The organism is Anabaena sp. FACHB-595, assembly GCF_048568275.1.
Classification (GTDB): Bacteria; Cyanobacteriota; Cyanobacteriia; order Cyanobacteriales; family Nostocaceae; genus Trichormus.
On the sequence record NZ_CP183473.1, the window covers coordinates 6,171,942 to 6,184,414 of the forward strand.

13 protein-coding genes are annotated in these 12,473 nt (G+C 41.2%); 8 read left to right on the forward strand and 5 right to left on the reverse strand.

All coding sequences use genetic code 11. From position 1 onward, the window contains the following. Positions 1-39: 39 nt before the first annotated feature. Positions 40-441: a DUF760 domain-containing protein gene (locus ACN222_RS25825; RefSeq protein ID WP_044522544.1), complete on the reverse strand. Its 402-nt coding sequence runs from the start codon at positions 439-441 to the stop codon at positions 40-42. Between the two features lie 162 nt (positions 442-603). Next, the gene (locus tag ACN222_RS25830; protein WP_010999301.1) at positions 604-1,050 is read right to left on the reverse strand and encodes a TOBE domain-containing protein; all 447 of its coding nucleotides are present in this window, start codon (positions 1,048-1,050) and stop codon (positions 604-606) included. A 98-nt stretch (positions 1,051-1,148) separates the two neighbouring features. On the opposite strand from ACN222_RS25830, the gene modA reads away from it, so the two are divergent. Then, the gene (gene modA, locus ACN222_RS25835) at positions 1,149-1,946 is read left to right on the forward strand and encodes a molybdate ABC transporter substrate-binding protein (RefSeq protein ID WP_010999302.1); all 798 of its coding nucleotides are present in this window, start codon (positions 1,149-1,151) and stop codon (positions 1,944-1,946) included. Between the two features lie 94 nt (positions 1,947-2,040). Here modA and ACN222_RS25840 read toward each other — a convergent pair whose 3' ends face one another. Then, complete coding sequence (locus ACN222_RS25840; protein ID WP_010999303.1) at positions 2,041-2,703, reverse strand: class I SAM-dependent methyltransferase; 663 nt, start codon at positions 2,701-2,703, stop codon at positions 2,041-2,043. A 132-nt stretch (positions 2,704-2,835) separates the two neighbouring features. Between ACN222_RS25840 and ACN222_RS25845 the strand changes: the two genes are divergently transcribed. The 4 genes from ACN222_RS25845 (at position 2,836) to ACN222_RS25860 (ending at position 5,778) form a co-directional block, all read left to right on the forward strand. Continuing rightward, positions 2,836-3,537: a DUF433 domain-containing protein gene (locus tag ACN222_RS25845; RefSeq protein ID WP_010999304.1), complete on the forward strand. Its 702-nt coding sequence runs from the start codon at positions 2,836-2,838 to the stop codon at positions 3,535-3,537. Positions 3,538-3,617: 80 nt separating this feature from the next. Next, on the forward strand, positions 3,618-3,965 hold the full coding sequence (locus ACN222_RS25850; protein ID WP_197535802.1) for a hypothetical protein: 348 nt from the start codon (positions 3,618-3,620) through the stop codon (positions 3,963-3,965). 456 nt (positions 3,966-4,421) lie between these two features. Further along, positions 4,422-5,279: an SDR family oxidoreductase gene (locus ACN222_RS25855; protein WP_010999306.1), complete on the forward strand. Its 858-nt coding sequence runs from the start codon at positions 4,422-4,424 to the stop codon at positions 5,277-5,279. Between the two features lie 241 nt (positions 5,280-5,520). Then, complete coding sequence (locus tag ACN222_RS25860) at positions 5,521-5,778, forward strand: hypothetical protein (protein ID WP_010999307.1); 258 nt, start codon at positions 5,521-5,523, stop codon at positions 5,776-5,778. A gap of 11 nt (positions 5,779-5,789) precedes the next feature. Here the strand turns inward: ACN222_RS25860 and mgtE are convergent, their stop codons facing one another. Next, positions 5,790-7,190 carry a magnesium transporter gene (mgtE, locus tag ACN222_RS25865; RefSeq protein WP_010999308.1) on the reverse strand — a complete coding sequence of 467 codons (1,401 nt, stop codon included), beginning with the start codon at positions 7,188-7,190 and terminating at the stop codon, positions 5,790-5,792. A gap of 139 nt (positions 7,191-7,329) precedes the next feature. Next, positions 7,330-8,859, reverse strand: a complete 1,530-nt coding sequence (locus ACN222_RS25870; protein WP_010999309.1) for a mercuric reductase — start codon at positions 8,857-8,859, stop codon at positions 7,330-7,332. Between the two features lie 183 nt (positions 8,860-9,042). Between ACN222_RS25870 and ACN222_RS25875 the strand changes: the two genes are divergently transcribed. The 3 genes from ACN222_RS25875 (at position 9,043) to ACN222_RS25885 (ending at position 12,466) form a co-directional block, all read left to right on the forward strand. After that, positions 9,043-9,795: a TVP38/TMEM64 family protein gene (locus ACN222_RS25875; protein ID WP_010999310.1), complete on the forward strand. Its 753-nt coding sequence runs from the start codon at positions 9,043-9,045 to the stop codon at positions 9,793-9,795. Between the two features lie 162 nt (positions 9,796-9,957). Further along, a complete protein-coding gene (locus ACN222_RS25880) occupies positions 9,958-10,626 on the forward strand; it encodes a response regulator transcription factor (protein WP_010999312.1) in 669 nt (222 codons plus the stop codon). 226 nt (positions 10,627-10,852) lie between these two features. Then, positions 10,853-12,466: a sensor histidine kinase gene (locus ACN222_RS25885; protein WP_010999313.1), complete on the forward strand. Its 1,614-nt coding sequence runs from the start codon at positions 10,853-10,855 to the stop codon at positions 12,464-12,466. The last annotated feature ends 7 nt before the right edge of the window (positions 12,467-12,473 follow it).

Sequence of the window (12,473 nt, forward strand, 5' to 3'; positions counted from 1 at the left end):
GAAGCACAATAAAAAAGCTCCCAAACAAACGTTACTCGATTAATTTTCCTGGTTTTGTTCTTGCAACTCATCATTTACCGGAGTTTCGGCTGTTAAGTAAAGATGAGTTGGAGTTTCATCACCTAGAGGAAAAAATGATTTCTCTAACTCCAGTCGCTGTTCAACATTACGCAGGAAATACCCATCTACCATTGCAGCGCCTAAAAGCTGACTCAACTCTTCGCGGCTGGTAGTAATATTTGTGTTAAATTGCTCATGAGGTAAATTACCCAAAGTCGCCACAACAGCACGCTGAATTAATTGCAGGACTTCTCTTGAACCAGGTTTAGATAACTGGGTAACAGTTTGAGGACTCATTGATTGTACATATTCCCACAGCCCATTATTGTTAAATGCTTCATTAGCAAAATCATCTGGATTACGATGGGAATTTTCACTCATGGTCACTATCTCAAATGTTGCTCAACTATCCACTAATTTAGCAATTTAATTCTTATCTCCTCGTTCGCATAACCGAACTTTTAAAGACAGGTTATCCTCCTATATAAAAAGTGAATAATAAATGCTGAGTAAGATATTCTCTCCTAACGCCTGTTTACTCGCCTAATCTCTGGCTATAACGATATCGTTAGATTTAATTACAGCATAAGCTTCTGCACCCTCAGTTAGTTCTAGCTCCTCGGCTGACATTCTCGTGATAATCGAGGTTAGCTCAACTCGATGAACAATTTCTAATGTCACTTCGCTGTTAACAGAACCAACAACAACTTTTTTGATGACTCCTTTAAGAATATTACGGGAACTAACCTTAAAAGGTCTTTTGGTGCTAATAACTTCCAACTCAGATATTTCAGTCACCTCTGGTTCTATTTTGAGTGCCTGCTTGGTTGGTATTGATTTAGCCGTCGGCGCAGGCTGATTGAGTCCACGCACAAGTTCTCGCAAAATCTCAGTTTTGGTACGCTGAGACTGCTGACAAACCTCTTCGAGAATCTTGCGCTCCTCTTCTGATGTTTGAAAAGTGATCCATCCTTGTTCTTTTCTTGGCATAATGTTACCAATTAGGTTGGTACATATCGAAATTATCTAAGTACGATCCTACCAAGCCTCTATCCCTTGATGCAGAGTCTAGATAAACACGATTTTCTATGAAACGAAGAGACATCCTCGCCTTTGTTGTTACAGTACTTGCTGGCTGGGTTTTGGCAGTCGGTTTACCATTGTTTACACCTGCTCCAGTCGTAGCGCAATCAAACGTTAATTTGCTTGTGTCTGCGGCTGCAAGTTTGAAAGACGCACTGGAAGAAATTAAGCCCCTGTATCAACAGAGTAAACCAAATGTCAACATTAGCTATAATTTTGGTGCATCTGGCGCTTTGCAGCAGCAAATTGAAAACGGTGCGCCAGCCGATATTTTTATTTCAGCAGCTAAAAGACAAGTAGATACTTTAGAGCAGAAAAGACTCCTCGTCCCAGGTACAAGAGGTGTTTTAGCAAAAAACCGCCTGGTCTTAGTTGTGCCGAAGAATGCAACTGGTGTTACCAGTTTCTTTAGTTTAAGAAATGACCAAATTAAGCGAATTGCTATTGGTGAACCTAGAAGTGTGCCGGCTGGACAATATGCAGAACAAGTTTTGCAGCAGTTAAAGTTGTTGCCTAGTGTCAAGTCAAAATTAGTCTACGCTAATAATGTACGTCAAGTTTTAGCATCTGTAGAAAGTGGCAATGCTGATGCAGGTTTGGTTTACGCCACTGATGCCAAAATTTCTGACAAAGTGAAAGTTGTAGTTGCGGCTGATGAAAAATACCACTCTCCCATTATTTATCCCTTAGCTGTAGTGAAAAGTAGCAGAAATGTTAACGCGGCGAAGGATTTTACCCAATACTTAACTACTAGTAGCCAAGTGAAAGCTGTATTAAGAAAATACGGGTTTATTTTGCCTTAAGGGTCATTAGTCAGTTGTCAGTTGTTGAGAGAATTTGGCCTAATTGACAGTTGATGGTTGACATTTAACCGTCAACTGTTAACAAAACATACAATTAATTTTTCCGTACTAAAGTTAATCCGTCGCCGATGGGAATTAAACTCAAGGTGATGCGCTGGTCTTGTAATAGCTTGTGGTTGAAGGCGCGGATTTTTTGGGTGCGATTATCTTGAATTTCAGGATCGGCAACTTTACCAGACCAGAGAACATTATCGATCGCTATCACACCTCCTGAACGAATTAATTGCAGCGATCGCTCATAATAATTGTCATAGTTGCTCTTATCTGCGTCAATAAAGGCAAAATCAAAGGTTTCGGCTTCACCTGCTACTAGTAGCTTATCTAATGTTTCCAAGGCTGGAGCGAGATAGAGGTCAATTTTGTGGTCTACTCCGGCTTTTTGCCAATAACGTTGAGCGATCGCGGTAAACTCTTCATTAATATCGCAGGCTACCAGTTTTCCTTCCGCAGGTAGAGCTAGTGCCACAATCAAGGAACTGTAGCCTGTAAATACCCCCACTTCTAGAGTTTTTTTTGCCCCCAGCAATTGTACTAATAACGCCATAAATTGTCCCTGTTCTGGGGCAATTTGCATTCTTCCCATAGGTTGCAAGGCTGTTTCTTGTCGTAGTTGAGCGAGTATTTCCGGTTCCCGCAAAGAAACAGATAGTAAATAATCATATAAATTTGGGGTGATTCCCAGAGTGCGAGTCGTCATAAGATTAATTTGTAAATTTGCGATTAAATAGTAAATTTACGTAGCTAACGTAGAAGAGTCACTTTTCATTTACTTGAATATAAGATGAATATACTCAATAATAAAATATAGATATCTCTGGCAGGTACGCTTATGACTGAGCTTTATGGGGCAACCGATCCCAGAGACATTCCCTCATACTCCATTAGCGATGCTGCTCGTTATTTACGCATTCCAGCAGGCACTATTCGTTCTTGGACAGTTGGGCGACACTACCCAATCTCAAACGGTTCTAACTTCTTTAGACCCCTGATACAAATTTGTAATCTTAAACCACGACTACTTTCATTTACTAATTTAGTCGAAGTTCATGTTCTCAGGGCAATTCGCAAACATCACCAAATTGATTTAGGTAAGGTGCGAGATGCCCTTGATTTCATTGATGAGCAATTTCAAATCTCTCATCCCTTAGCGCGTGAGCGTTTCCTTACCGATGGAGTGGATCTGTTCATTGAGCGATATGGCTCTTTAATTAATGCTTCTAAAAGCGTGAAAACGGAATTGAAAGACGCTTTTAATGCTCATCTGGAACGAATTGAACCCGACGACACTGGATTGGCAATTAAACTGTATCCCTTTACTCGTTCTCATGAGGAAGACAACCCTCGTTTCGTTGTTGTAGATCCTCGAATCGCCTTTGGTCGCCTTGTTATTGTTGGTACGGGAATTTCTACCCGCGTGTTAGCAGAACGTTACCAAGCAGGTGAATCGATTGACGAACTTGCTTATGATTATGATTGCGATCGCCTGATGATCGAAGAAGCTATTCGGTGTGAACTACCTACTGCTGCATGACTCAGAGCCAATCCATTACCTTTTTTATTGATAGATGCTTAGGCAATAAGCGTATTGCATAAACACTCAAAGGCGCGGGGTTGACCATCGCAATCCATGATGAATACTTTGGTAAAGATGCTCAAGATGTGGAGTGGTTACCGGAAGTTGGGAAAAGGGGTTGGGTTGTTCTTACCAAAGATGGGAAGATCAGTAATAACCGTTTAGAACGAATAGCCGTTGCACGCGCTCAAATCAAGATGTTTACCTTCGCCTCTCAGAGTTTATCAGGTGAAGAGATGGCTGGCATCTTACTACAAGCAATTGTCCCTATGAAAAGATTCGTTAGTAAACATCCTGCTCCATTCATTGCCAAAATATATCGTGATGGACACCTTGATATGTGGAAGGATGCTCAAATGCTACTGGAAGAATTGCAAGAGTTCTGATAGCTGATGCTTCCAAGTTATAGGATTACTGCCCCTACTACAATATTTCTTAACGAAGTCTGAGAAAACAATTTCTTGGTCTTTTTTCTCTCTCTAGGGTGAGAAAATCTGAGTTTTGTTTCCACCTCAAGACCGATAAATATTAAGTATATAGTAGTTAATTTTAAGGCAGATGAATAGGATAAATCCTTCATCGAAAGAGAGTTGTGTACTTGTTTTCCGTGGTCAGATTAATTGTGTCAGGTGTGAGGAGAAATTATGTCAGTCACGTACATTGGCCAACAATTAGTACGTTTGGCTAACATCCGGGGTGAAAATGCGTAAGCTTGCTATTTGCAAGTGGGAGCAAAAGCACAATTAAACCTTGGGTTGATCTGTCGATCCAAGGTTTAATTGTGCGGATGAAAAACTAAGTTTTTTATCGAGAAATTGTTTATCTATTACCAGGAGAAATATATGGCAGAAAAGCAAACATTACAACCACCACAGCAACAGCAACCACCGGGTACAGAATCAAAAATGCAGCCAAAACCTCAAGCTGATGATGCTCAGTATCGAGGTAGCGGTAAATTAAAAGATAAAGTTGCCTTGATTACTGGTGGGGATAGTGGGATTGGTCGGGCTGTGGCGATCGCCTATGCTAAAGAAGGTGCAGATGTAGCCTTTGTTTACCTGAGTGAACACGACGATGCGGAAGAAACCAAAAATTTGGTAGAAGAACAAGGAAGACGTGCTGTATCTATTGCCGGCGATATAACTGATGAGGCTTTTTGTCAGCGTGCGATTCAACAAACAGTAGATGAGTTCGGTAAATTGGATATTCTCATCAATAATGCGGCTGAACAACATCCCCAAGAAAGCATTGAAGATATTACTAAAGAACAGTTAGAACGGACATTCCGCACGAATATTTTTTCAATGTTTTACTTGACCAAAGCAGCAATCAAACACCTGAAAAAAGGTAGCGCCATTATCAATACTACTTCAGTTACAGCTTATAAAGGTAGTCCACAGTTACTTGATTATTCTTCAACTAAAGGTGCAATTGTTGCCTTTACTCGTTCCTTATCACAAAACTTAATTAGTAAAGGTATCCGGGTTAATGCTGTGGCACCTGGGCCAATTTGGACACCTTTAATTCCCTCAACATTTCCCGCAGAAAAAGTAGAAACCTTTGGTAAACAAGTACCCATGCAACGAGCCGGACAACCAGAAGAAGTTGCACCTAGTTATGTGTTTCTAGCTTCTGATGACTCATCTTATATGTCTGGTCAAGTTTTACATCCCAATGGTGGGGAAGTAGTTAATGGCTAAATAACAATTCAAAATTCAAAATCCAAAACAGTTAGAGATGGGGATTTAAACCCCATCTCAACTGATACTACTTGTAGACATAGGGGTCTTAAACCCTTGAATTGACGATAATGGGGGGAGTTCAGAATAGATGATATCTGATTTATTCTGAATTTTCTTTGATGTCTGCCAACGGAGAGATGATTGCGTCCTCAGCAGTTGCTATATCTAGTAAGGAACATTTAAAGAAAAAAGATAGCTTATGTCATCCCTAAAACCATTGCAAGGCACAGAATTAGTAGATTGTGCTAGAGCAAATGCCAAGCAGGGAATTGAAACTGCTGCTTACCAATGTGGCTATGGTGATGATTTGAATAGATTTGCAGGAGAACTGAGAAAAGCGTGTGAGGAAATGAATTTGCAAGTTAAAGAATTGAATGAATTGATTACCGACCAAGATATGATTCTTAACTTGGGAACTGGGGAAATTATTGCACCTGATACAGCGTCGGAATTGTAAATATCAATAATTCACAATCTTAAAATTACTCTTGCCAAATTGAAGTAAATTAGAACTCCAAGTACGTCAACGGCTGTAGTAATAAAAGGTGCTGACATTAAAGCTGGGTCTAAACGTAGGTAGCGAAACAAAAATGGCAGTGCTGAACCAGATATAGAAGCCAGAACAGAGATAGCGATTAAACTAGCACCAACAGCGATCGCCACTTCTATCCTACCTTGGAGAAAGTAAGCCCATATAGTGGCGATACTACCTAACATACCTCCTAACAATGCACCGGCGATCGCTTCTCGTCCAATTACCTGCAATGGGCCGAGTGAGCGAATTTCGTCTGTATTCATCCCGCGAATCACGACTGTGGAAGACTGAGCGCCTACGTTACCACCAGTACCAGTCAACAAGGGGATAAAAGCAGTAAGGGTGACTACTTTTGTCAAGATATCTTCTTGGGACTTAATAATTGTGCCGGTGACGGTATTGGTGATTAAGAGAACAAATAACCATAAAACCCGCTTGCGAGCTACTTCCCATAAATCCATTTGAAAGTAATTGTCGCCACTGGACTGCACACCACCACCTAAAGCGTAGATATCTTTGGTGGTTTCCTCTTCCAGAATATCAATCACGTCATCAACAGTGACAATCCCCACTAAAAGCTGTTGTCTATCTACCACCGGCACAGCCAGGAAATCATACCTTTGAATTAATCTGGCTACTTCTTCCTGGTGAGTATCTGTATTGACAAAAATCACGTCACGGGTCATCACCTCACCAATCGTCTGTTCTGGCTGGGATGTCACCAACTCACGCAGTGAGACAATGCCGGTTAAGCGTCTGGCTTGATCTGTGACATAAAGATAGTAGATCATCTCACTAGCATTAGCGAGGCTGCGAATCCGTTCTAAAGCTTGCCCTATGGTCATATTTTCTTTCAGGGCAATAAACTCTAGAGTCATGATGCGCCCGGCTGTATCAGCTTCATAACCCAACATTAGGGCTGTGGCTTGGCGTTCTGTCGGGCTGAGTTGTTCTAGCAGGTGATTGACAACTTTGGCAGGCAATTCATCAAATAATCTAGCTCGGTCATCCGAAGACATTTGATCAACGATATCGCGGACTTCCTGGCTTTTCAGTTCTTCAATTAATCTTTCTTGAACACTGTAATCAAGATATTCATAAACTTCAATGGCTTCATCTTTAGAAAGCAAGCGAAAAGCTAAAGCGTGCATTGTTTCGGGCAAACCTTCAATCGCTTCGGCTATGTCCGCAGGCTGTACAGGTACAAGAATGGCTTTTGCTCCCTGTAAATCTCCTGCTTCCAATAGCATTCGCATCTGTGTCCGCACTAAGTCACGCAATTCCCTACGTGACACATCCTGAAGGGTAGAGTTTAAATTGTTCGTCTCTGTCACTTTCCACTTTCCTCGACCAGTCTGAACAAGGTTGCTGCCCCTAGTCTAAGGGATAGCGGAAGGTGTAAGGTTAAACTTACCGTGATTTTTTCTGCTTTGATGTGTTGTCAGTTGTCAGTTGACAGTTGTCAGTTTTTTCTTAAGAAAATTTGGTTAAAAATCCCAATAGTTTTTTTGTTCTTGGTGTGAGAAGGGTGCGGCGATAGGTATCTGCGGCTTTTTTGATGGCTTCGGCTTGGGTGGGGTAGGGATGAATCACGTTACTGAGTTTGTTTAAACCGATTTTATTGACTATCGCTGTTGTGACTTCCGAAATCATCTCGCCGGCGTGACTTGCCACAATGGTTGCACCGACAATTTCATCTGAGCCTTTTTTGTGGTGAATTTTCAGAAAACCATCTTCTTGTCCGTCGGCGATCGCTCGGTCTACACTACTAAAAGGGATTTTAATTGTCTCTACGTCTTGACTTTCGTACAGTCCCACATGGGCAACTTCTGGGTCAGTATAAGTCACCCAAGGCATGACTAAGCTACTTAGTCTCGACCTGCCTAAACCAAAGGGAGAAAACAGGGTATTTTTAATCACAATGCGCGCGGCTGCATCGGCGGCGTGGGTAAATTTCCAGTCCATGCAGATATCGCCAGCAGCATAAATCTTGGGGTTGGTGGTTTGTAGGTAATCATTCACTTCCACACCCCGACGCTTGTCGTATTTTACCCCGACAGCTTCTAAATTCAACCCTTCCACATTAGGCGATCGCCCTGCACCCACTAATATTTCATCTACCGTCACCGAATCACGATGACCGTTGGTAGAAAAATACAACCGTTTACCCTCGGTTACCGTCACTACTTCTTCTACCTTGGCATTTAAAACTAAGCGAATCCCTTCTTTAATTAAAGTCTGTTGGACAATTTGCGCCGCGTCGTTATCTTCTTTGTTGAGGACATGGGAACCGCTATGAATCAGCACCACCTCACTCCCCAAACGTCGGAAGGCTTGGGCTAATTCGCAACCAATGGGGCCACCACCAATTACTGCTAACTTTTCCGGTCTTTGAATTAAGGAAAAAACCGTCTCATTGGTGAGATATCCAGCTTGTTCAATGCCGATAATTGCTGGTTTTGTAGCCCTAGCACCAGTAGCAATCACCGCTTTTTTAAATTTAAGGGTTTTACCAGCTACTTCTACGGTGTTGCTGCTAGCAAATCTACCACTACCTAAAAATACATCAACTCCCAGGGATGCAAAGCGTTCCGCCGAATCATTGTGGCTAATTCCTGCCCTCACTCGTCGCATTCGTGCCATAACTGCGGGAAAATCAATATCAATCTGGCTGGGAATATTCACCCCCAAATTTTTCCCATTCCAGATTTCCCCCACCACCCGCGAAGACCGAATAATAGTTTTAGAAGGTACACAACCCACATTCAAGCAATCTCCACCCATGAGATGCTTTTCGATTAGCGCCACTTTTAAACCCAAACCCAGACCAGCCGCACCCGCCGCCACGACTAAGCCAGCAGTCCCCGCACCAATGACCACCAAGTCATAATTATCAGCCGGTTGGGGGTTCACCCAATCGGGCGGATGCACATAAGCCACCAATTTCTGATTATACTCATCCACTGGGCGGACGATGACTCTATCTAATTCTGAATTGGACATTGGGTGTAACCTCTCTCAGCAATGGGAATTATTCTATTGTAAGCAAGCTACAAAATTCGCAATTCAAAATCAGGTCTGATGAAAAGTGATGATAAAAGCAAGATCAGGAATCTTTTGCCTTTTGGCTGTTGTATGACATTATCCTTAACTACTTAAAGTAACGCTGAAAACTGAGGTAATTTAATGATTCCCAAAGAGCAGACTAGATTCAATAGGAAACATAGACTATTACTTATAGGTTTGACAATAGCCATTTTGATAATTGTGGCACGACAATTTAATATTCAGGCACTTTTACAAACATTAATATTATGGGTGCAAAGCCTGGGATTTTTTGGGCCGATCGCCTACATGATTATTTACAATCTGGCGACATTATTATTTATTCCCGGCTCTATATTGACCTTAAAAAGTGGTTGTTTATTTGGTGTATTTTGGGGTTCAGTTTATGTACTAATAGCAGCAACTGTGGGCGCAATATTAGCTTTCTTTATCGGACGCTATCTGTCACGGGATTGGGTTGTGCGGCAGATAGATAAGTATCCAAAGTTTAAAATGATTGATCAGTCTGTGGCAAAGGAAGGATGGAAAATCGTGCTTTTAACTCGACTTTCGCCGGTTTTTCCTTTTAATTTATTAAACTATGCTTTTGGTGTCACCTGTATATCTTTAAAAGACTATATATTAGGTTCTTTGGGCATTATCCCTGGGACTATAATGTATGTTTATATTGGTTCTTTAGCAGGGGATTTGGCTCTGGCGGGTACGAATCATCAACCAGTTACGCCGGAAACACAAATTTGGCAGTGGATAATGCAAGGATTGGGATTGATGGCAACTGTGGGTGTGACTGTATATATCACTAAAATTGCTCAAAAAGCTTTATCTCAAAAGGTGGTAACAGAGGGAATTATCAAGAGTCAGGATGCGGAATGAATCAATTCAAAATTTAAAATACTCAATAGTGAATGTTAACGACCACTGACAAAATTAAGCATCCCTTTTTAGGTGTAAATCATGAAGAAAAGGTATTCTGGGAACAGACTCTACTTTTACAGTTGTCTCTATCCTTAGAAATACCGAAAGAGGTTGCATCGGATGAATCGCATTCTCATAGCTGAAGATGAACCCCGCATAGCGGCTTTTATTGAGAAGGGACTGCGTTCTCAAGGTTTTACAACGGCTGTGGCTACTGATGCCTACTCGGCGACTAACATGGCATTAAGTAGCGGTTTTGATTTGATGATTTTGGATTTAGGGCTTCCTGGTAAAGATGGCTTGGATGTGTTAGAAGAATTACGGGGACAAGGGGAAAATATCCCAGTGATTATTTTGACTGCTCGTGATGACATTCAAGATAAGGTTGCAGGGTTTGAAGCAGGAGCAGATGACTATTTAACCAAGCCGTTCCGATTTGAAGAATTGTTAGTACGGGTAAAAGCTAGGCTGCGTCAGAGTGGTGGTAGCCAGGCAATGGAAGAGACGGTAATTAAGTCGGGAAATATAGTTTTAGATTTGCGATCGCGCAAGGTTAAAATCGGTCAAGACACGATAGAACTCCCAGCCAGGGAATTTACTCTCGCAGAAACTTTCTTTCGCCATCCTGGGCAAGTTTTGAGTCGTGAGCAATTATTAGATAGGGTATGGGGTTACGACTATGACCCAGGCTCGAATATTGTTGATGTTTACGTTGGTTATTTACGCAAAAAATTAGGTAATGACTTAATTGAAACTGTCCGAGGCATGGGTTATCGTCTGCGAACATGAGAATCTTCTCATCAAAACTTCATGATTCTTTCATCGGAGAGTTAGAAACTAATCAACATAGGTTTCGATTACAGCCTTTCTTCTTTACCGACAGAAGATAAATACTGTCGCAAGATGCTTGTGTTCCCTATGTGACCGGAATTTTGGATGCAGGGTTTTGGATTTTGGATGTTAGATCCAAAGTTCAAAACTTTAGCAGTTATCATACATAAAAATTTATAGTTATATGGGGCAACAAGCCAAGAAAGAGAAATCTCAAGTTATTCTATTTCATCCCGATACTCAGAAATCAGTGAAGAACCAGCAAAATACCATAGCTGGAACATTTCTCAAGCATCGTCGAGGCTTCTTTTGGTCTACGCGTACAAGGATTTTATCCTGGTATGGGATAATTTTATTTTTTATTTTTCTGGTTTTTATTCCGACGATTCGTCAGGCTTTGTATGCACGAGTTAATCAACGTGTAAATGAGGAAGCAATAGAAAAGATAGAAATATTTGAGCAACTACTTGGCACAAGTAACATTCCTAAGCATCAATTAGATGAAGAAAGTATTGAAGCTATTGATAAACTTAAACAAACTGATAACCGTCTACTAAAGCCACCAACTACGAAGCAACAGCTAAGAGAGTTTTTTGATGCTTTCTTAGGTAATCAACTGCCAGAAGATGATACTTTTTTGATTGCCCTGATGGACGAAAAATTTTATAAATCAAGTCCCAGAGCTAGACCAAAAGAAATGGATAGAGATGCAAAACTTATTCGAGATTGGGCCAAATTAACACAACCAAAGCAAGAAGAAGTTGTAATACCTAATAGTCAGGTTGATAGCATCGTTTATCTAGCTCGACCTGTGGAAATTCAGGGCGAAATCATGGGAGTTATAGTCATTGCTCACACCACTGCTGGGGAACGTGGAGAAGTTTTGGAAACTTTAGCCGTGATTGTTCAGGTGAGTACATTTGTTTTAATATTTGCTTTAGTTTTGGCTTGGCTTGCTTCGGGAAAAATTTTGGCTCCTTTGCGCTTACTAACTCAAACGGCTCGTAAAATTAGTGAGACTGATTTAAATCAACGCATCACTATAGATGGTAATGGAGAACTAGCAGAATTAGGCACTACTTTTAATGACATGATGGATAGATTACAAAATGCGTTTATCAGTCAACGCAACTTTATTAATGATGCTGGACACGAACTGCGAACACCTATTACCATTATTCGTGGTCATTTAGAATTGATGGGTAATGACCCAAAAGAAATACAAGAAACTCTGACTATAGTGATAGATGAGTTAGAACGAATGAACCGTTTTGTCAATGATTTGATGTTACTAGCAAAGGCGGAGCGTCCAGATTTTCTGCTGCTAGAAACATTTGATGTTTGCACTTTCACCGAGGAATTATTTGCTAAAGTCAAAGGTCTTGGCGATCGCGTCTGGCAACTAGAAGCGGTTGCTAGAGGTAAAATTGTTGGCGATCGTCAACGTCTAACTCAGGCTGTGATGAATTTGGCTCAAAATGCCACTCAACATACAAACAACACCGATACAATTGCTCTGGGTTCAATGATTCACAGAGATAAAATCAGCTTTTGGGTACGTGACACAGGTACAGGTATTGCATCAGCTGACCAATACAGAATTTTCCAACGTTTTGCTCGTGCGACAAACAGTCGCCGTCTTTCTGAAGGTGCTGGACTAGGTTTATCTATTGTCCAAGCCATTGCAGAAGCCCACAAAGGACGAGTTACCTTACAAAGTGAACTAGGGGAAGGATCTGTATTCACGATTATCCTACCTTTGGAACCACCCCAAGAAGCAACATTCATTCAAAACTAATTATGTA